Origin of the sequence: Streptococcus sp. k-90 (assembly GCF_013277565.1) — a bacterium.
GTDB lineage: Bacteria > Bacillota > Bacilli > Lactobacillales > Streptococcaceae > Streptococcus.
In genome coordinates this window covers 57817-77577 of record NZ_VMNE01000003.1, presented here as the reverse complement: position 1 = coordinate 77577, position 19761 = coordinate 57817, and the positions used below count along the sequence as shown (strand labels likewise).

The 19761-nt window shown below is 36.7% G+C and carries 22 protein-coding genes; 20 read left to right on the top strand and 2 right to left on the bottom strand.

Translation table 11 applies throughout. The features are described from left to right. Positions 1 to 43: 43 nt before the first annotated feature. A complete protein-coding gene (dapA, locus tag HT734_RS01185; protein WP_173278448.1) occupies positions 44 to 979 on the top strand; it encodes a 4-hydroxy-tetrahydrodipicolinate synthase in 936 nt (311 codons plus the stop codon). A 44-nt stretch (positions 980 to 1023) separates the two neighbouring features. On the opposite strand, the gene mnmE is transcribed toward dapA, so the two are convergent. Together mnmE and HT734_RS01175 are read right to left on the bottom strand one after the other, a co-directional pair. Further along, on the bottom strand, positions 1024 to 2397 hold the full coding sequence (mnmE, locus tag HT734_RS01180; protein WP_061759154.1) for a tRNA uridine-5-carboxymethylaminomethyl(34) synthesis GTPase MnmE: 1374 nt from the start codon (positions 2395 to 2397) through the stop codon (positions 1024 to 1026). A 137-nt stretch (positions 2398 to 2534) separates the two neighbouring features. Further along, positions 2535 to 2717, bottom strand: coding sequence for a 4-oxalocrotonate tautomerase (locus HT734_RS01175; RefSeq protein WP_001117401.1), 183 nt, complete (start codon positions 2715 to 2717; stop codon positions 2535 to 2537). Positions 2718 to 2840: 123 nt separating this feature from the next. On the opposite strand from HT734_RS01175, the gene HT734_RS01170 reads away from it, so the two are divergent. The 19 genes from HT734_RS01170 (at position 2841) to HT734_RS01080 (ending at position 19633) form a co-directional block, all read left to right on the top strand. Next, entirely contained in the window at positions 2841 to 3431 is a 591-nt protein-coding gene (locus HT734_RS01170) for a thymidine kinase (protein WP_061759153.1), read from the top strand. Beyond that, positions 3428 to 4507 (top strand): peptide chain release factor 1, encoded by a 1080-nt coding sequence (gene prfA / locus HT734_RS01165; protein WP_001028815.1) that lies wholly within the window; start codon positions 3428 to 3430, stop codon positions 4505 to 4507. The genes HT734_RS01170 and prfA overlap by 4 nt, the downstream gene beginning before the upstream one ends. Further along, positions 4507 to 5343 (top strand): peptide chain release factor N(5)-glutamine methyltransferase, encoded by an 837-nt coding sequence (prmC, locus tag HT734_RS01160; RefSeq protein ID WP_061759152.1) that lies wholly within the window; start codon positions 4507 to 4509, stop codon positions 5341 to 5343. The genes prfA and prmC overlap by 1 nt, the downstream gene beginning before the upstream one ends. Beyond that, positions 5327 to 5929: an L-threonylcarbamoyladenylate synthase gene (locus HT734_RS01155; protein WP_173278458.1), complete on the top strand. Its 603-nt coding sequence runs from the start codon at positions 5327 to 5329 to the stop codon at positions 5927 to 5929. The genes prmC and HT734_RS01155 overlap by 17 nt, the downstream gene beginning before the upstream one ends. A gap of 1 nt (position 5930) precedes the next feature. Continuing rightward, complete coding sequence (locus tag HT734_RS01150; protein ID WP_061759150.1) at positions 5931 to 6362, top strand: GNAT family N-acetyltransferase; 432 nt, start codon at positions 5931 to 5933, stop codon at positions 6360 to 6362. 60 nt (positions 6363 to 6422) lie between these two features. After that, positions 6423 to 7679 carry a serine hydroxymethyltransferase gene (gene glyA / locus HT734_RS01145; protein WP_061759149.1) on the top strand — a complete coding sequence of 419 codons (1257 nt, stop codon included), beginning with the start codon at positions 6423 to 6425 and terminating at the stop codon, positions 7677 to 7679. A gap of 7 nt (positions 7680 to 7686) precedes the next feature. Beyond that, positions 7687 to 8661 (top strand): nucleoid-associated protein, encoded by a 975-nt coding sequence (locus HT734_RS01140; protein WP_061759148.1) that lies wholly within the window; start codon positions 7687 to 7689, stop codon positions 8659 to 8661. After that, complete coding sequence (gene pmp23, locus HT734_RS01135) at positions 8661 to 9275, top strand: cell wall hydrolase Pmp23 (protein WP_173278446.1); 615 nt, start codon at positions 8661 to 8663, stop codon at positions 9273 to 9275. Before HT734_RS01140 ends, pmp23 begins: the two co-directional genes overlap by 1 nt. Before the next feature lie 73 nt (positions 9276 to 9348). Further along, positions 9349 to 10323, top strand: a complete 975-nt coding sequence (locus HT734_RS01130) for a DUF1002 domain-containing protein (protein WP_033680339.1) — start codon at positions 9349 to 9351, stop codon at positions 10321 to 10323. Between the two features lie 73 nt (positions 10324 to 10396). Further along, the gene (rlmD, locus tag HT734_RS01125) at positions 10397 to 11755 is read left to right on the top strand and encodes a 23S rRNA (uracil(1939)-C(5))-methyltransferase RlmD (protein WP_173278444.1); all 1359 of its coding nucleotides are present in this window, start codon (positions 10397 to 10399) and stop codon (positions 11753 to 11755) included. Positions 11756 to 12022: 267 nt separating this feature from the next. Next, positions 12023 to 12589: a hypothetical protein gene (locus HT734_RS01120; protein ID WP_000470225.1), complete on the top strand. Its 567-nt coding sequence runs from the start codon at positions 12023 to 12025 to the stop codon at positions 12587 to 12589. Between the two features lie 320 nt (positions 12590 to 12909). Continuing rightward, entirely contained in the window at positions 12910 to 13098 is a 189-nt protein-coding gene (locus tag HT734_RS01115; protein WP_000179769.1) for a hypothetical protein, read from the top strand. 62 nt (positions 13099 to 13160) lie between these two features. Next, entirely contained in the window at positions 13161 to 13925 is a 765-nt protein-coding gene (locus HT734_RS01110) for an ATP-grasp domain-containing protein (RefSeq protein WP_173278442.1), read from the top strand. 132 nt (positions 13926 to 14057) lie between these two features. After that, positions 14058 to 14741, top strand: coding sequence for a hypothetical protein (locus HT734_RS01105; protein WP_173278441.1), 684 nt, complete (start codon positions 14058 to 14060; stop codon positions 14739 to 14741). Positions 14742 to 14984: 243 nt separating this feature from the next. After that, the gene (locus tag HT734_RS01100; protein WP_001127479.1) at positions 14985 to 15329 is read left to right on the top strand and encodes a hypothetical protein; all 345 of its coding nucleotides are present in this window, start codon (positions 14985 to 14987) and stop codon (positions 15327 to 15329) included. A 75-nt stretch (positions 15330 to 15404) separates the two neighbouring features. Further along, positions 15405 to 16688 (top strand): cellulose synthase, encoded by a 1284-nt coding sequence (locus tag HT734_RS01095; protein ID WP_173278439.1) that lies wholly within the window; start codon positions 15405 to 15407, stop codon positions 16686 to 16688. A gap of 53 nt (positions 16689 to 16741) precedes the next feature. Next, positions 16742 to 17497 (top strand): hypothetical protein, encoded by a 756-nt coding sequence (locus tag HT734_RS01090; protein WP_173278437.1) that lies wholly within the window; start codon positions 16742 to 16744, stop codon positions 17495 to 17497. A gap of 106 nt (positions 17498 to 17603) precedes the next feature. Then, positions 17604 to 18821 (top strand): SEC-C domain-containing protein, encoded by a 1218-nt coding sequence (locus HT734_RS01085; RefSeq protein ID WP_173278435.1) that lies wholly within the window; start codon positions 17604 to 17606, stop codon positions 18819 to 18821. Positions 18822 to 19015: 194 nt separating this feature from the next. Then, positions 19016 to 19633 (top strand): SAP domain-containing protein, encoded by a 618-nt coding sequence (locus HT734_RS01080; protein WP_173278433.1) that lies wholly within the window; start codon positions 19016 to 19018, stop codon positions 19631 to 19633. The last annotated feature ends 128 nt before the right edge of the window (positions 19634 to 19761 follow it).

Here is a 19761-nt window from a genome sequence, read left to right as displayed (position 1 = left end):
GAGTTCAGATGAACTCCTTCTTTGAAATAGAGAGGTGTTTCTCATGTCTTATCAAGATTTAAAAGAGTGTAAAATCATCACAGCCTTTATTACCCCCTTCCACGAGGATGGTTCCATCAACTTTGATGCTATTCCAGCCTTGATTGAGCATTTATTGGACCATCATACGGATGGAATTCTTCTTGCTGGTACGACAGCTGAAAGTCCTACCTTGACCCACGATGAAGAGTTGGAACTATTTGCAGCGGTACAGAAAGTTGTCGATGGACGCGTTCCTTTGATTGCGGGTGTAGGTACCAATGATACGCGAGACTCAATCGAGTTTGTCAAAGAAGTAGCAGAATTTGGTGGTTTTGCAGCTGGACTTGCAATCGTCCCTTACTACAACAAACCTTCTCAAGAAGGGATGTATCAGCACTTTAAAGCAATTGCAGACGCTTCTGACTTACCGATTATTATCTATAACATTCCTGGGCGTGTAGTTGTTGAATTAACTCCGGAAACCATGCTTCGTTTGGCTGACCATCCAAATATTATCGGTGTCAAAGAATGTACTAGCTTGGCTAATATGGCTTACTTGATTGAGCACAAGCCTGAAGAATTCTTGATTTATACAGGTGAGGATGGAGATGCTTTCCATGCCATGAATCTTGGTGCGGATGGGGTTATTTCTGTTGCATCTCATACAAATGGGGATGAAATGCACGAGATGTTTACGGCCATTGAAGAAAGCGATATGAAGAAAGCCGCAGCTATTCAGCGTAAATTCATTCCTAAGGTTAATGCCCTCTTCTCTTATCCAAGTCCTGCTCCAGTTAAGGCAGTTCTTAACTATATGGGATTTGAAGCCGGCCCAACTCGTCTACCTCTTGTTCCAGCACCAGAAGAAGATGCCAAACGCATTATCAAGGTTGTTGTAGATGGCGACTACGAAGCGACTAAGGCAACTGTAACAGGTGTCTTAAGACCAGATTACTAATAAAGACAATAAAATCCATGACCGAATGTACGATCATGGATTTCTTATTTTCCTAAACAGAATTGGCTAAAGAGTTGGGTGATGAGTTCATCAGGAGCCGCATCACCTGTGATTTCACCTAGAATTTCCCAAGTACGTGTCAAATCTACTTGAAGCAAATCAACTGGCATCCCCAGTTCAAGACCTTCATTAACAGCTTGTAGGCTTTCAACTGCCTTTTCAATCAGGGAAATGTGACGAGCATTAGACAAGTAAGTAGCGTCTTGCTCAACCAAACCAGCATTTTCAAAGAAGAGGTTGTTGATGCGCTCTTCAATCTTATCAATGTTTTGATTTTTAAGGACTGAAATACGAATAACGTCTTCAGGTAGTTTCGAAGTCTCAATCGCTTCAGGTAAGTCGGTTTTATTAAGTAGAATAATGCGGTTGGTATCCTGACTAATTTCAAGAAGCTGAAGATCTTGAGCAGTCAGTGGTTCACTGGCATTTAGTACTAGTAGAACCAAGTCAGCTTCCTTAAGAGCTTTTTTAGAGCGTTCAACACCGATTTGTTCAACGATATCGTCTGTTTCACGGATACCAGCTGTATCAATCAACTTGAGAGGGACACCGTTGATGTTGACGTATTCTTCAATGACATCACGTGTTGTCCCAGCGATATCTGTTACGATAGCCTTGTCCTCACGCAAGAGGTTGTTGAGAAGGCTTGATTTCCCAACGTTGGGACGTCCGATAATAGCAGTGGAAATTCCTTCTCGAAGGATTTTACCTCGACGGGCTGTTCTAAGGAGATTGGTTAGTAATTGTTCAAACTCCATAGTCTTTTCACGGACCACAGCAGTAGTCGCTTCTTCAACATCGTCATACTCAGGATAGTCGATATTAACCTCAACTTGGGCGAGTGTATTGAGGATTTCTTGACGGGTATTGTTGATAAGGTCAGAAAGGGAACCATCCAATTGTTTGACCGCAATGTTCATAGCCTTGTCAGTCTTAGCACGGATGATATCCATCACCGCCTCAGCCTGTGTCAAGTCTACGCGACCGTTTAGAAAGGCACGTTTGGTAAATTCACCAGGTTCAGCCAACCGAGCTCCTTCACGGATAGCTAGCTGGAGAATCTCATTGGTCACGGCAATACCACCGTGGGTGTTAATCTCGATAATATCCTCACGAGTGAAGGTTTTTGGAGATTTCATGGCTCCAACCATGACTTCGTCCATGATTTTACCAGTCTGAGGGTCAATAATGTGACCGTAGTTAAGGGTATGGCTAGCAACCTGACTCAAGTCTTTCCCTTTGAAAATCTTTTGTGCAATTTCAAAACTGTCTGTTCCGCTTAAGCGGACAATACCAATTGCTCCTTCACCTAGTGGAGTAGAGATAGCAGCGATGGTATCAAATTCACGTGTAATCATAATGTTTCCTTTAATCAATAACTCTTTTCTTGGAAATTTTTCCAAGTCTCTTTTCAAATTGTAACAAATTTGAACTATTTCTTCAATGGATGCTACTTGGAGATTGAAAAAGCCTAAGCAATTCTGCTTAAGCTAGTTTATTTGGTACGCATTTCCCCTTGAGGGAAGTAAGTTCCTTCTGGCATGTCGTTGATGATGACATGGACAGCAGATTGAGGGGCTCCAGTGTTACGGACAACCGCTTCCGTTACTTCCTTAGCAAGAGCTTTCTTTTGCTCGAGCGTGCGTCCTTCAAATAAATCGATGCGTACAAATGGCATAATAGCTTCCTCCACTAGTTTTTGATTTCTTCTATTTTACCACATTTTGCCGTTTAAAGCTTAAGAAAATTATGATATACTAGAATGTAGCAAAAATTTAGAAATGGACGTGAAGCAAGAAACATGGCACAGTTGTATTATCGTTATGGGACCATGAATTCTGGTAAAACGATTGAGATTCTCAAAGTGGCCTATAACTACGAGGAGCAGGGAAAAAGTGTTGTGATTATGACCTCGGCTCTGGATACGCGTGATGGTGTTGGCTATGTGTCGAGTCGTATTGGCATGAAACGCCCTGCCATTGCGATTGAGGAAACGACGGATATCTTTGGCTATATCCGAGACCTACCAGAAACACCTTACTGTGTGTTGGTCGATGAAGCCCAGTTTCTCAAGCGTCACCATGTTTACGACTTAGCTCGTGTTGTTGATGAGCTAGACATACCCGTCATGGCTTTTGGTTTGAAAAATGATTTTCGCAATGAACTGTTCGAAGGTTCCAAGTATCTCTTGCTCTTAGCAGATAAGATCGACGAAATCAAGACCATTTGTCAGTATTGCAAGAAAAAGGCGACCATGGTATTACGAACTCAGGATGGACTGCCCGTTTACGATGGAGAACAGATCCAGATTGGTGGTAATGAAACCTATATCTCAGTTTGCCGTAAACATTATTTTGCCCCTGAAATCAATAAGGAGAATGAAGAAAAATGAACATCTATGATCAACTACAAGCTGTAGAAGACCGTTATGAAGAATTAGGAGAGTTGCTTAGTGACCCAGATGTGGTTTCGGACACCAAGCGTTTCATGGAGCTTTCAAAAGAAGAGGCTTCAACTCGTGACACAGTAACAGCCTATCGTGAGTACAAACAAGTCCTTCAAAACATCGTTGATGCCGAAGAGATGATTAAGGAATCAGGCGGAGATGCGGATTTGGAAGAAATGGCCAAGCAAGAACTCAAAGATGCCAAGGCTGAAAAAGAAGAATACGAAGAAAAACTGAAAATCTTGCTCCTTCCAAAGGATCCAAACGATGATAAGAACATCATCCTAGAAATCCGTGGTGCAGCTGGTGGAGACGAAGCAGCACTTTTCGCTGGTGACCTCCTAACCATGTACCAAAAATATGCTGAAGCCCAAGGCTGGCGCTTTGAAGTCATGGAGGCTTCTATGAATGGTGTCGGCGGTTTCAAAGAAGTGGTTGCCATGGTTTCAGGTCAGTCTGTTTACTCTAAACTTAAGTATGAGTCAGGTGCCCACCGTGTGCAACGTGTTCCTGTGACAGAAAGCCAAGGCCGTGTTCATACTTCTACAGCGACAGTTCTTGTTATGCCTGAAGTGGAAGAGGTTGAATACGACATTGATCCCAAAGACCTTCGCGTCGACATCTATCACGCCTCTGGTGCTGGTGGACAGAACGTAAATAAGGTTGCGACTGCCGTTCGTATCGTTCACTTGCCAACCAATATCAAGGTTGAGATGCAGGAAGAACGTACTCAGCAGAAGAACCGTGAGAAAGCCATGAAAATCATCCGTGCGCGTGTTGCTGACCACTTTGCTCAGATTGCTCAGGATGAACAGGACGCTGAGCGTAAGTCGACAATCGGTACTGGGGACCGTTCAGAACGAATCCGTACTTATAACTTCCCACAAAACCGTGTCACAGACCACCGTATCGGCTTAACCCTCCAAAAACTAGATACGATTTTGTCTGGAAAATTGGACGAAGTTGTGGATGCCTTGGTGCTCTATGACCAAACACAAAAATTAGAAGAATTAAACAAATAATGAAATTAGCTCAATTATTTTCAGATTTTGAAGAAGAGTTGATAAGACAAGGAGAGGAAGCTGAAAGCCTCTCTTTTGTCTATCGTAGCCTGAAAAATCTCTCTTTTACAGACTTTGTTTTTGCCCTCCAGAAAGAGGTATCAGAGGAAGAAAAACAATTTGTAAAAGGAATTTTTCAACAGTTAGTAGATCATAAACCAGCACAGTATATCATCGGACAGGCAGATTTTTATGGAATGCAGCTAAAAGTGGATGAGCGGGTTTTGATTCCCCGTCCAGAGACAGAGGAGTTAGTGGAGCTTATTCTGGCTGAAAATTCTGAGGAAAATCTTAAGGTCCTAGATATCGGGACTGGTAGTGGAGCTATTGCTCTCGCCTTAGCAAAAAACAGACCAGATTGGTCAGTGACAGCAGCGGATATTTCCCAAGATGCTTTAGATTTAGCTAGCGAGAATGCTAAAAATCAAAAATTTAATATATTTTTTAAAAAATCTGATTGTTTTGCAGAAATTTCTGAAAAATATGATATAATTGTATCCAATCCACCCTATATCTCTCGTGAAGATGAGACAGAGGTCGGCTTGAATGTCTTATATTCGGAGCCCCATCTATCTCTCTTTGCAGATGAGGATGGCCTAGCTATTTATCGTAGAATTGCGGAAGATGCAAAAGACTATCTCAAAGATGGTGGTAAGATTTACCTTGAAATTGGATACAAGCAAGGTCAAAGTGTTCCTGAGCTTTTTAGGAAACATCTTCCTGAAAAACGTGTAAGAACACTTAAGGACCAATTTGGTCAAGATAGGATGGTCGTGGTTGATTATGGACAGGATTAGACAAGAGTTAGAAAAGGGTGGAGCTGTCGTTCTGCCTACAGAGACAGTATACGGTCTTTTTGCTAAGGCCTTAGACGAAAAAGCAGTTGACCATGTTTACCAACTCAAACGTCGTCCTAGAGATAAGGCACTCAATCTCAATATTGCCTCTTTAGAGGATATCTTGCACTTTTCTAAGAATCAGCCAACTTATCTACAAAAACTTGTAGAGACCTTTTTGCCAGGTCCCTTGACCATTATCCTTGAAGCTAATGACCGAGTTCCCTATTGGGTCAATTCGGGCCTCGCAACTGTTGGATTTCGGATGCCTAGTCATCCCATTACCCTTGATTTGATTCGAGAGACAGGTCCCTTGATTGGGCCGTCTGCCAATATTTCAGGTCAGGCAAGTGGCGTGACCTTTGATCAGATTCTAGAGGATTTTGAACAAGAGGTTCTGGGTCTGGAAGACGATGATTTTCTAACTGGACAGGATTCAACTATTTTGGATTTGTCTGGAGACAAGGTGAAAATCTTACGCCAAGGGGCGATTAAGCGAGAGGACATTCTTGCTCGGTTGCCAGAGATTTCTTTTGAGGAGGTATGAAATGCTAAGAAATTTAATAGAAACTGATGTGAAAGCTATATGTGAGATCAACCAAGAGGCTTTGGGCTATTCTTTTAGTCTAGAGGAAACGGATAGTCAACTAGCTAGATTGTCTCAGGATTCCCATCATTTCCTACTTGGTTATGAGGATGTAGCTAATCATGTCTTACTTGGATATGTCCACGCTGAAGTTTACGAATCACTCTATTCCAAAGCAGGATTTAATATTTTAGCCTTAGCAGTCTCACCTCAAGCGCAAGGTCAAGGTATTGGTAAAAGCTTATTACAAGGGTTGGAGCAAGAAGCAAAAAGACGCGGCTATAGGTTTATCCGCTTAAACTCTGCCGACCATCGTCTGGGAGCTCATGCATTTTATGAAAAAGTTGGTTATACTTGTGATAAAGTGCAGAAACGGTTTATTCGCATCTTTTAGTTTATTTTCTTATTGTAGAACCAAACTAAAGGACCAGTCACACTATAAAGGAGAAGACCTATGATTTTTGACAAAGACGATTTTAAAGCATATGATGCTGATCTCTGGAATGCTATTGCCAAAGAAGAAGAACGACAACAAAACAACATTGAGTTGATTGCTTCGGAAAACGTAGTTTCCAAGGCTGTTATGGCAGCTCAAGGGTCTATCTTGACGAATAAATACGCCGAAGGTTACCCAGGACGCCGTTATTATGGTGGAACTGATGTAGTAGACGTGGTAGAATCTATAGCCATTGAACGCGCAAAAGAAATTTTCGGTGCAAAATTTGCCAATGTCCAACCACACTCAGGAAGCCAAGCCAATTGTGCGGCTTACATGGCCTTGATTGAGCCAGGTGATACCGTTATGGGGATGGATTTGGCAGCAGGTGGGCACTTGACCCACGGAGCTCCTGTTAGCTTCTCAGGTCAAACCTACAACTTTGTTTCTTATAGTGTGAATCCTGAAACTGAACTTTTAGATTTTGATGCTATATTGAAACAAGCTAAAGAAGTCAAACCAAAACTGATTGTAGCAGGTGCTTCAGCCTATTCTCAAATTATCGACTTTTCAAAATTCCGTGAAATTGCGAACGCTGTTGGGGCTAAACTCATGGTGGACATGGCTCATATCGCTGGTTTGGTTGCCGCTGGCCTTCACCCAAGCCCAGTACCATACGCTCATATCACTACAACAACGACTCACAAAACCCTTCGTGGACCACGTGGTGGTTTGATTTTGACCAATGATGAAGACTTAGCTAAGAAAATCAACTCAGCTATTTTCCCAGGTATTCAGGGCGGTCCTTTGGAGCATGTTATTGCAGCTAAGGCAGTTTCTTTCAAAGAAGTTTTGGATCCAGCCTTCAAGGAATATGCTGCTAATGTTATCAAAAACAGCAAGGCTATGGCGGATGTTTTCTTGCAAGACCCTAATTTCCGTATTATTTCTGGAGGAACTGAAAACCACCTCTTCCTAGTGGATGTGACTAAGGTTGTAGAAAACGGAAAAGTTGCTCAAAACTTGCTGGATGAAGTCAATATTACCCTAAATAAAAACTCAATCCCTTACGAAAGCTTGTCACCATTCAAGACAAGTGGGATTCGTATCGGAGCAGCAGCCATTACTGCACGTGGATTTGGTGAAGAAGAAAGTCGCAAAGTGGCTAAGCTCATCATTAAAACCCTCAAGAATGCAGAAAATGAAGCTGTCTTAGAAGAAGTGAGAAGTGCAGTCAAAGAATTGACAGATGCCTTCCCATTATACGAGGACTAAAACTTTTATGGACATTTATATTAAGAAAGCTATTATCCATCAGTTTAGCCCGGATGATACCGAGCTGTTTCTAGCGGATAAGTTTCTCAATATCACTCCAAAAATCGAAGAATACTTGCGTAAAAAAATTGAACGTGTGTATTCAGATGAAGCTAAGACTGGGATTTTCGAGGAAGAAAATCCCTTCTTCAATCATATCACAGACGATTTGTTGGAGACATCAGTAACACTGGCTAATCTCTGGAAAGAGGAGTTCAGCATTTCCGAAAATCTAAAGACCAATGACTTGATTTTTGTGCAATTTTCTAAAGAAGGCGTGGAACATTTCGCTTTCTTACGAATTGCCCTGCGAGAGACCTTGACCCACCTCGGAGGAGAAGTTGATAATCCAATCAAGTTGACTCAGAATAACCTTCCTGGATTTGGAACAGGTGCCGACGAAGCCTTGGTGGTCAATCTTCAGAGTCGCAAGTACCATCTGATTGAAAAACGAATCAAGTACAACGGGACTTTTTTGAACTATTTTTCAGATAATCTTCTTGCTGTCACCCCTAAAATTTCACCCAAGAAATCTATCAAAGAACTAGAAAAGACGGCACAGCGCATTGCTGAAACCTTTAACACAGATGATTTTCAATTTCAATCTAAGGTCAAATCAGCGATTTTCAACAACCTAGAAGAAAGCAATGAGTTGTCACCTGAAAAATTGGCCAATGACCTTTTTGACAACAATCTGACGGCTCGTTTGAGCTTTATTGACCAAGTTAAAGAATCTGTACCAGAACCTGTTCAATTTGATGAAATTGATGCCAGTCGTCAGCTTAAAAAATTTGAAAACCAAAAACTCTCCTTGTCAAATGGAATTGAGCTCATCGTTCCCAATAACGTCTATCAAGACGCCGAGTCTGTTGAGTTTATCCAAAACGACAATGGAACCTACTCTATCTTAATCAAAAATATCGAGGATATTCAAAGTAAATAATGTTTAAACGAATTCGAAGAGTGCTTGTACTAGCAGTCTTCCTTTTTGCTGGCTATAAAGCTTACCGCGTTCACCAAGATGTCAAACAAGTCATGACCTATCAACCCATGGTGAGAGAAATCTTGAGTGAAAAAGACACCCCAGCAAACGAAGAGCTTGTGCTCGCTATGATTTATACCGAAACAAAAGGAAAAGAAGGCGATGTTATGCAGTCTAGTGAGTCTGCAAGTGGTTCAACCAATACCATCAATGATAATGCCTCTAGCATTCGGCAAGGCGTTCAAACTCTGACAGACAATCTCTATCTGGCCCAGAAGAAGGGGGTAGATGTCTGGACGGCTGTTCAAGCCTATAATTTTGGACCTGCCTATATCGATTTTATCGCCCAAAATGGTAAGGAAAACACCCTAGCACTGGCCAAACAGTACTCTCGTGATACTGTTGCTCCCTTACTTGGCAATACCATTGGAAAGACTTATAGTTATATTCACCCTATTTCCATTTTTCACGGTGCCGAACTCTATGTAAATGGAGGAAACTATTATTATTCTAGACAGGTGCAACTTAACCTATACATCATCAAATGTTTCACTCTCTTTTCGACATCTGGCTAGCCCAGGTGTTTTTGTTATAAGTTTTCTTTAAGATAGATATATTACTCTAGAAAGGTAAAGGAGGAAAATCCCTATGAGAAAGAAACTCTTTCTGACTAGTGCTGCGGTCTTGTGGGCAGTAACAGCTATGAATAGCGTCCATGCAGCAACAGATGTTCAAAAAGTCATCGATGAAACCTATGTCCAACCTGAATATGTCCTAGGTTCATCATTATCAGAAGACCAAAAAAATCAAACCCTAAAAAAACTAGGCTACAATGCCTCAACAGACACCAAAGAACTAAAGACCATGACACCTGATGTCTATTCTAAAATCATGAATGTGGCCAATGACTCTAGCTTACAGTTGTATTCATCAGCCAAGATTCAAAAACTAGGTGATAAGTCGCCACTTGAGGTCAAGATTGAAACACCAGAAAACATTACTAAGGTGACTCAGGATATGTACCGCAATGCAGCCGTAACTTTGGGTGTGGAACACGCCAAAATCACTGTAGCAGCACCTATTCCTGTTACAGGTGAGAGTGCTTTAGCAGGGATCTATTATTCGCTAGAAGCTAATGGAGCCAAGGTGCCACAAGCCAATAAAGACTTGGCTCAAGAAGAGTTGAAGGCTTTGTCAGATATCAATACTGAAAACAAGGACAAGTCAGGCTATGATGCTAATAAATTAAACGTTGCCCTAGCCGATATTAAGTCAGGACTAGCCAAAGCTAAAGAAAGCAAGGGAAATCTTACAGAAGAAGATGTCCGTAAAATTGTTGAAGATACCTTGAAAAATTACAAACTTGATCAGGTTATAACAGGAAACCAGATCAATATCATCATCAATTTTGCTTTGAATCTCTCAAAGAGTGATATACTCAGCAATGCAGATTTCACTAAAACACTAAATGACCTTAAACAAAGTATCGTATCACAAGCTGGCGACAGTTTTAAAAATATCAACCTTAACTTTGATGCGGATAAGGCACTAGAGGACGGTGGGAACTTCTTAAGCTCCCTTTGGCAGGCCATTGTCAACTTCTTCAAGAGTTTTGGTTCTTAAGAAATTTCATGGTATAATAGATGGTAACCGTAACGTTGCCGTCTTTTTTGTCGGCCAATAGAAAGAGAAGAGAATGTTAAAGAAAAATGATATTGTAGAAGTTGAAATTATTGACTTGACTCATGAAGGTGCAGGAGTGGCCAAGGTGGATGGTTTGGTATTTTTTGTAGAGAATGCTTTGCCGAGTGAAAAAATCCTCATGCGTGTCCTCAAGGTCAATAAAAAGATTGGCTTTGGGAAGGTTGAAGAATACCTTGTCCAATCACCACACCGTAATCAAGATCTAGATTTGGCTTACCTGCGTTCAGGAATCGCGGATTTAGGTCATCTTGCCTATCCAGAACAGCTCAAATTTAAAACCAAGCAAGTCAAGGACAGTCTCTACAAGATTGCTGGAATTGCAGATGTAGAAGTTACTGAAACGCTAGGTATGGAACATCCAGTTAAGTATCGTAACAAGGCGCAGGTGCCTGTTCGTCGAGTAAATGGTGTCTTGGAAACAGGATTTTTCCGTAAGAATTCCCATGACCTCATGCCTCTAGAAGATTTCTTTATCCAAGATCCTGTGATTGATGAGGTAGTTGTAGCCCTACGCGACCTGCTCCGTCGTTATGATTTGAAACCTTATGATGAAAAGGAACAAGCTGGCTTGATTCGGAATCTTGTGGTGCGTCGCGGACACTATTCAGGTCAAATCATGGTTATTTTGGTAACAACTCGTCCCAAAGTTTTCCGAGTGGAGCAGTTGATTGAACAACTGATTAAGCAGTTCCCAGAGATTGTGTCTGTTATGCAAAATATCAACGACCAGAATACCAATGCTATTTTTGGTAAGGAATGGCGCACCCTTTATGGACAAGACTTTATCACTGACCAGATGTTGGGAAATGACTACCAAATCGCTGGACCAGCTTTTTACCAAGTCAATACTGAAATGGCTGAGAAGCTCTATCAAACAGCTATTGACTTTGCTGAATTAAAAGAAGATGATGTGGTCATTGATGCCTATTCAGGTATCGGGACGATTGGTCTTTCTGTTGCGAAACACGTCAAGGAAGTCTATGGTGTTGAAGTGATTCCAGAAGCAGTAGAGAATAGCCAGAAGAATGCTCAACTTAACAATATTTCAAAAGCCCACTATGTCTGTGACATAGCTGAAAATGCTATGAAAAATTGGCTCAAAGAAGGAATTCAACCAACCGTTATCTTGGTTGATCCTCCACGCAAGGGCTTAACCGAAAGCTTTATCAAGGCAAGTAGCCAAACAGGAGCAGATCGTATTGCCTATATCTCATGTAATGTCGCGACCATGGCGCGTGATATTAAACTATATCAAGAATTGGGATATGAATTGAAGAAAGTACAGCCGGTGGATTTATTTCCACAAACGCATCATGTCGAATGTGTAAGCTTGTTGGAGAAACGTAGTTAATCCTCAAAAGGTTCCCCAAACCTTTTGAGTTCCACAGACGCATCATGTTGAGGCGGTATCACTGCTTGTACGAGCTGAGGCATCAGCGAAGTAGAAGTAGATGTTCAGCCAATGCGACGAGGTGAGACCGAAGGTCGATAAGGTGTGTTCTGGGTATAGGACTCGTAAAGTAAGTAGGAAATATGACGAGATGATGAAGAGCGCCTGAATTGGTCAGGTGACGTGCTTATTTACATTAGCCTGATAATGAAAATGGAGAGATTATCGATGTTTATATTGGAATTGTACCAAAATGATTATTCTAAAGATTTAGTCGCATTTGATTCCATAGAAGATGGGAAAACTTTTGTAGCACAAATCCCTGGATATACTTTAGAAACAGAAGATGGATTTGAAGTAGAGTTTTTTAATCCTACAAAACTACCAGACTATATGGAAATTATCTATAACGGAAACATTGTACCTTTATCTAAATTTATGTTCAATCATGAGGAAAATGTAGACATTATTTGGAAAGAGATTTCAAATTTATCCCTCAAAAACGATAGAGTGATTGAAGGATATTCAAAAATTGATGCATATGTCGTTAACAACCATGAAGTTAAAGCCTATGTCGAAACAAGAGAAACGAACTATCGTAAAGCAAAAGACTTCTTAGAAAGCTACGGATATGAAATCGACAGAAGCTTTTTCGGAAGTGAAGACGGTGAAGCGATTCTCTACAGAAAAAAAGGGAGCGAAGATTGGCATTTCTTGTGTCACTTAGACCCAATGTTTGTAGAGATTGAAGATGTAGAAGGATATGTTAAAGAAGAAGTGGGAGAGATTCAATAGTCAATCAAAGTTCCTTGTGAGTATGTACCTTTGCTAATAAAAGCGTCAAAACGTTGTAACGAAGGGGGTAAGAAAATCATTGAGTGTAAGCCTTTTTCTTGTTTAGAGGGAAAGTATTAGAGTAGCCTCTCATAATTTATACTAGATTTGATAACTTATTTGAGATAGATTTTATTTCTATAAATACTGTGAAAATTTTTTAATACTAAAGATTTAAAGTTACTGTGTTAAAAATCCTCTCAGCTTTTAAACTAATGTATTATAAAAGCCAGTTGACACAAGTGTTACACCTGTGATAGAATTAACTTGAGGTGATGAAAATGGCAACCGATAAAAATAGAATAATGATTAGCTTGGATGATAAAAATCTAGAGAAACTTGAAAATTTAGTAGAAGATGCTAGAGATAGAAGGGGAATGCGACTAACAAAGTCCCAGGTTATAGAATTACTCCTAAATACTGTTGATTATTTCGATGATATTATGGGGGCTATTTACTCAAAAAAATAAGAGCAAAATTGCTATTATTTTTTTACAATCAGGTGTAACACTAGTGAAAAAGGAGTGATAAAATGGTTGTTTATATTAGACAAAGTAAATTACCAAGTGAGGTTTCAATTAATAAATACAATGCTCAAGTAGGTGCATACTTACAAGGAGAAGAAGTTATTTTATATCAATCTTTTTCTGAAATAAAACAGCTAACAAGTGATGATACAGTTGTAGATTATATAACGGAGACCAGAGCATTGCTAAAAATGATGGGGTTAAACGTTCCAGTTTATGACTATCCTATTGAGCTTAAAGAGTTTTATGGTCGAAAGATTTATGCAGGTGTTTTAGGAGAGATTGTAAATATACCTGATAATTGGGGAAAATTTATTAAACCTAAAGCTGGATCAAAAGTCTTTACGGGAAGAGTTGTTAATGGAACACGTGATTTAATCGGTATTGGTCTACCTTTCGAATATCCTATATGGATTAGTGAAGTTGTAGAATTCATAGCTGAATGGCGTTGTTTTGTGTTAGATGGTCGTGTATTAGATGTTCGACCCTATACAGGTGATTATCATGAACAATTTGATCCTAGTTTAATTGATGAAGCAATATCTTGTTGGAAAGACGCGCCAATTGCTTATGGACTAGATATCGGTGTTACTCGTGATGGCAGAACACTTGTAGTTGAAGTAAATGATGCTTATGCATTGGGAAATTATGGCTTATCTCCTTTAAACTCAATCAATTTTCATAAAGCTAGATGGAAAGAAATGGTAAAACCTTATTTTGAAAAAAACGATGTTTTTAGCATTCCTGAAATTGTAAATATAAGTTTATAAAAGAAACATAAGTAAATCTATGATTAACTGCAACAAGTAGGTTGCAGTTATTTGTTTTGAATAATGATATAATAGGTTAAGGCAATAATGAAAACGCTATATATTTGAAAATTGATTAGGAAAGCAGGAAGTATGGAAACAATCGATATGATTATTAAATCATCAACTGAATTTTATAACGATTTAAAAGCTGATGAACATGACAGATATCGTTCATGGGAACATTGCTATTCACATTTTATGACAGCTAGAAAAGAGAATGATGTTAATCTTGATTACCTGAGTTTACAACTTGCATTTTATTTAGCAAGTTGGGGGATGTATAGAGGTTCTTCGTTTCTATTACAAAAGAATTATAGAGTACATATCCCTGTTGTGAGTGAGATTTTAAGCAACAAATATGATTCTCTAGCAGGAATAGAATGTAAAGATTTTAGAAATGAAAGTAATCAAAAATTGCTAAAGGAAATAAATGAATTTATTGCTAATTATTATGATGGAATCAGGCGTGAAGTAAAAGGTCCAGCACTAAAAAACAACTTATCAGAAACACTAATCACAAAGATACTGATGGGCACACTCGGTTGTGTTCCGGCATATGATAGATATTTTGTTTCTGGGATAAGATCACGAAAGATTGCAAGTGGAACCTATAACATTAAATCTATTTTACAACTAGTAGATTTTTATGAAAAAAACATAGAACAGTTAGATTCAGTTCAAAAGAATTTTATTGTTGCTGATATGCTATATCCTCAAATGAAAATACTTGATATGGGATTTTGGCAGATTGGTTTTGACCTAGATAGTAAATAACTATTTACGTCTATATCTGGAATTGATAAATAGATTTACTTTGAAAAGATAGCAACTCTAAATCTGAAGAGATTATTTTTTGCTTAATAATAATTTTTCATTGAAAAGATTTTAGATTATTAACTTTCAGAGTATGATGTACCACAAATTAATTTTATTATGGAAAGCAACTAGATAGCATACTATCAAGATATTTTTAAATAGATGATATTGCATTTTGAATTATAATAAAGGAGTACTAACATGCCGAAATATACCGACGAAGATATTAGGAAATTAAATAAAATCACATTAAAAATTGCTGGTGATTATTTAGGTATAAGTTCACAGGCAGTTGCTATAGGTCTTAGAAATAATCTTCTTCCAATTGGTTTTGCTATTCATAACGAAGAAAGAGACAGACGTTTTACTGAGAGTTGGTCATATCATATTATTGCTGAAAGAATGATTTCTTACAATCACGGTAAGCTATCAGAGATTCGTGTTGAGAATATTGAAACTAGTTTAGATAAAATTATAGAGGAATTTAACGGATTAAAACAAGATTTACTTTTTATATTAAGCGAAAATGCAGAAGTGAAGAATTAGAAGTTTTTGAATTTGCGTTTTCGCTTGGTAAATATAAAAACGGTGATGTAAAATATAAGGGTAAAGGTGTTTCAAATGAAGATGATAAAGACCTTTTCTAGAGAAGAACTCTATGAAGAAATCTGGGAGATAAGTGCAAAACAAGTTTCATTGAAATATGATTTAAGCTATTCAGACTTACTTAAGAAATGCAAAGAATTTGAAATCCCAATTCCAAATGGTAGTTATTGGTATCGTAAGAATACTGGACAAGATTTAAGTGAGCTTATTGTTCCATTACCACAAAATGACGTAAATGAAGTTAATATTGATAGAAAAAGTCTAAAGAACAATAGAATAAAACCTGCTAAACATAAAGAGGAGACTTCGGAAGATAAAAATGAAGATACTGTTAAACTTGATACAACTAGTATAAGAAGTTCATTATCATTTTTAGAGGACGATAAAATAGAGCTTATTATAGAAGCCGTTTCAAACTTAAACCAGTCTCCAAATAAGAGATTACATAAATCTGTAGCTAATCTGAGAGATAAAATCTCAGAGTGGAATAAGAGGGAAAAAGCTGCTTCCTATCCTTACTTTGATTCTAGACACAGATATAATGATTTAAAAGAACCTAAATTTGTAAAAAATATTTCACTAAATTCTCTTCCACGCTTATATCGCTTTTTAGATACACTAGTTACTGTAATTGAAAGAATCGGTGATAATGTAACTTCAAATTGGGATATTCAAATTGATAAGGATATTGTTCGTTTTGAAGTTATAGAATCAACAGACAAAGTAAGTCATGAATTAACAAAAGAAGAAGCTAAAGAACTAGCAGAGTACAATGATAGCGTTAAGTTTAATGGATATGCTTTTAAACCAAGAATAAAGAAGTATGACTATATACCAAATGGAAAATTTCGATTTAAGATAATAGATGGTAAATACATTAAAGATACAAAAGAATTCTCGATTGAGCAATCAATCCCAGAAATAATTGTTTTAATTTACCAAGAGTATTATAAAGTTAAGAACTTACGACTTGAACGTGAAGAGAGAGAAAGACTATACGAAGAAGAGCAAGAGCGAAAAAGAAAATTACAAAATAGAATCGAAGATGAGAAGAAGCGGACAATGTCTCTTCTTAATATGCTAGAAGATTTTCATACAGCAAATGATTTAAGATTGATGGCTGATAAATTGGAGATAGCAGGTAAACTTAGTAAAGAGGAAATTGATTGGATTAGATCCAAAGCTGACTGGATCGACCCAATAGTTTCTTCAACAGACGAATTACTAGGAATTAGAAATCATGAAAATTCTAGAGAACAAAAAGAACAATATCTCAGTGAGAAAAGGTACTATTGGTAACTTTATTTTTCAAATGTTTATTATGGAAAGCTGTAAATAATGGAGTTATAATTATGACAAATAGTTCAACAATTAATGAGTTTATAAAGAAAACAAAAGAAGCTTTAGCTATATCTGAGCAGGATCCAAGACTTGGAGTTAGAGGCTTTGAATTTGATAACTCAACATCTGAAAAAGATTGTGTTTTGGTTATTGGTTTAAATCTTGCAGGAAATGAAGAAGCTGCAAAAAATGAGAGAACTAAAAAGACATATCTGTATAGTTTGAAAAATAGCATTAAAAGTGATTATGTTTATAATAAATACTATAAACCTATTTATGAACTAATGAATGATATCTTTGATAATGATGCTAAATGGCATTGGTGTAATAAATCATGGGATATTTTAAGTAAAGAAATTGAACATTCTGAGGACAAAAATGTGATACATGAAGAGTATTTAAACCACCAAAATAGAAAAGTATCAATCTATATTGGAGATATGTTCTACTATCATGAAACAAGCTCTAAAAAACTTCCACTTAAAAAATCAATATCTTACCCTCAATACTGCAAAGAAATGTTGGAACTTCACATTGAGCCTCTTATAGAAGCTGGTAAAAGTATAAAATTTGTATACATAAATAATTCACAAGTTTCTCAATGGTTGTGTGATGGTGATATAAAGACATTTACAGTTTTCGGAGATAGGAAAATTCCTGTTTTCTTTGGTGGAATGCTTTCAGGTGGTATAATGGATTTATTTTCAAAGAAAAGATTAGTTCATGAGATAAAAAATTATTTAAAAAGGATTGAATCATATATATAATAATAAATAATAAAAGATAGATAGATAGTTTAAAAATAATTTTATTTCGATAAAGTTATCGACAATTAATTTCGTTACCTAAATCTAGGTAGAAAGGAATATTATAGTGTTCGAACAGATAGATTTTCAGAACTATGAATCGATTTTTTCAAAAAGTAATTATCCTATTATAGATGAAACGAATATAGCAATAGATATGTCAGGACCTTGTTTATGTTTATCAGGTAAATCTTTTAAAGATTGCTGTAATATTGATATACAGATTAGCTTGGAATTTAAAGAAAGCTATCCTACCCAATCAAATATTATTTTAAACGATTTTTATGATATAAATAAATTTTATCAAAATTTATCAAAAGCTCCTAAAACAAAAAGTGTAGATATTGAGAATGAGTCTAGATTTTATAACCACAAAATAAAATATTGTTCACTATTTGAGATTGATGGAAATAATTGTGATAATTTTATAAAAGAAGCACATACAATGAGTGAGGGTAAAGTTTTTAAAAATTTATCAAATAAGAAGCCGGTGATCACATTTAATGAACATGCGCCCCTATCATTAATATCTTTAAAGAACATTTCAATGTATTACATTAAACAGTCTGCAAAACGTAAAGCAAGTAAGTATCCTATTTTTTGTAATAATCATGATGATTGGCTTTTTAAAGAAATAGAGAAGAGTACTCAAAGCTTTGCTAATACTTATTTGGAGCACTTGGAATATGCAATAAAAGCATGTTCATACGATGTATACTATAAAGTTTTGAATTTGAGATTTTTATCAGAAATTATATCGAAAGAACCTCTCGTTTTTGATATAAATTACCTCTTACGATATTCAAGAGATATTGAATACCTTTTTAAGTTCAAACAGTTTTTAGATAGATTATTAAAATGTCATCTACATTTTACAAAGTTTAAAAAAATACTTGATAAAAATTTTAGATTTTATTGTATTGAAATTCCATCTCATAAAGTTGAATTTTCTTTATCGGAAATAATTCCAGACGAGGAGAATAGTGTTTTATATTTTGTTAATGTCATAAATTTTCCAACTCCAATGATTTTAGTTTCTTATTTTGATAAAGTTGGTGTTAAACAAAAAACTTGGGATGATTTTATTGATATGATTTTTGTTAATTCTACTAATATTTTTTTTACTGAAAAATGCTATAATTCATTAACTGATCATGAAAAATTACTTTTATACCTGAAAAGAAAGAATGTTTCACAGAGTGAAAATTGTTTTTATAAGTATTTATCTGATTTTCAAGATGAAATTCAAAATATGATTTTTAATAAAATTTGCAATGTAGATTAGAGTATATACTTTTGTTCTAAAGTATTATTTAAATATTGATTTTTACACTTTTGTTCTATAATATAGGAGTTTTCTATCACCACATGTTGAGTGTGTAAGTTTGTTAGAGAAACGTAGCTAATCCTCAAAACAATGAAACTAAAACCCCATTATTTTGAGATGACAACCTAAATTGGTTTTAAGGAGGTAAAATATTGATAGAAAACGGACCTGATTTTAATAAAATTACATCCTTTTATGAGTTCAATAAATACTATTGGTATCGGGATGAACTTTCAGACATATGCAAGTCGTTAGGACTTGAATATAGAGGTACTAAACAAGAACTCAATCATATTATTGAGCAGTACTTTAAGGGGAATTTGATTAAAAAATCATCAATAAAAAGGAAAAAGAAACAAGTAGAAGTCGTCACCTTGGACACACCCTTACTTGAATGTGGATTCTCCTTTAACTCACACTTTAGAGAATATTTCGCAACTTTAACAGAGGTTTCACCGTTTAAATTTACTGCTGATATGGCGACTGCTTGGAGAAAAGTAAAAAAGGAACACGATTTGAATTTTACAATCCAAGATATGCTAAAAGTTTATTATGGAAATTCAGATTATGCCAAGTATGATCATTCAGTTTGTCAATGGAATCAATTTTTAAAGGATTTCTGTGCAGACGAAAATAGTCGCAATTACTCAAACAAGTTAAAAGTAGCTTCTATTCTTTGGAAAGAAGTTAGAAATTCAAGTAATGAAAAAATTTATTCAAAGAATCTTTTGACCGAATATGCTGATAAAGTAAACGAGTATTGTAAGTAGAAATGCCATCTCACTGGCAGCTTACGGTATCTCTGATTTGATCAAGGAAAAAGCCTTTTCTTACTTAGATGACCCCTTAAAGGATGTAGTCATTAGATGGGAAAATAGAATAAAAGCGTATTAATCTC

Coding starts and splice junctions, on each gene's coding strand:
- dapA (WP_173278448.1), top strand. CDS start 44: ATGTCTTATCAAGATTTAAAAGAGTGTAAAATCATCACAGCCTTTATT.
- HT734_RS01130 (WP_033680339.1), top strand. CDS start 9,349: ATGAGAAAGAAACTCTTTCTGACTAGTGCTGCGGTCTTGTGGGCAGTA.
- prfA (WP_001028815.1), top strand. CDS start 3,428: ATGAACATCTATGATCAACTACAAGCTGTAGAAGACCGTTATGAAGAA.
- HT734_RS01110 (WP_173278442.1), top strand. CDS start 13,161: ATGGTTGTTTATATTAGACAAAGTAAATTACCAAGTGAGGTTTCAATT.
- HT734_RS01150 (WP_061759150.1), top strand. CDS start 5,931: ATGCTAAGAAATTTAATAGAAACTGATGTGAAAGCTATATGTGAGATC.
- prmC (WP_061759152.1), top strand. CDS start 4,507: ATGAAATTAGCTCAATTATTTTCAGATTTTGAAGAAGAGTTGATAAGA.
- HT734_RS01115 (WP_000179769.1), top strand. CDS start 12,910: ATGGCAACCGATAAAAATAGAATAATGATTAGCTTGGATGATAAAAAT.
- HT734_RS01105 (WP_173278441.1), top strand. CDS start 14,058: ATGGAAACAATCGATATGATTATTAAATCATCAACTGAATTTTATAAC.
- HT734_RS01140 (WP_061759148.1), top strand. CDS start 7,687: ATGGACATTTATATTAAGAAAGCTATTATCCATCAGTTTAGCCCGGAT.
- HT734_RS01090 (WP_173278437.1), top strand. CDS start 16,742: ATGACAAATAGTTCAACAATTAATGAGTTTATAAAGAAAACAAAAGAA.
- pmp23 (WP_173278446.1), top strand. CDS start 8,661: ATGTTTAAACGAATTCGAAGAGTGCTTGTACTAGCAGTCTTCCTTTTT.
- HT734_RS01120 (WP_000470225.1), top strand. CDS start 12,023: ATGTTTATATTGGAATTGTACCAAAATGATTATTCTAAAGATTTAGTC.
- HT734_RS01175 (WP_001117401.1), bottom strand. CDS start 2,717: ATGCCATTTGTACGCATCGATTTATTTGAAGGACGCACGCTCGAGCAA.
- HT734_RS01095 (WP_173278439.1), top strand. CDS start 15,405: ATGAAGATGATAAAGACCTTTTCTAGAGAAGAACTCTATGAAGAAATC.
- mnmE (WP_061759154.1), bottom strand. CDS start 2,397: ATGATTACACGTGAATTTGATACCATCGCTGCTATCTCTACTCCACTA.
- glyA (WP_061759149.1), top strand. CDS start 6,423: ATGATTTTTGACAAAGACGATTTTAAAGCATATGATGCTGATCTCTGG.
- HT734_RS01100 (WP_001127479.1), top strand. CDS start 14,985: ATGCCGAAATATACCGACGAAGATATTAGGAAATTAAATAAAATCACA.
- rlmD (WP_173278444.1), top strand. CDS start 10,397: ATGTTAAAGAAAAATGATATTGTAGAAGTTGAAATTATTGACTTGACT.
- HT734_RS01170 (WP_061759153.1), top strand. CDS start 2,841: ATGGCACAGTTGTATTATCGTTATGGGACCATGAATTCTGGTAAAACG.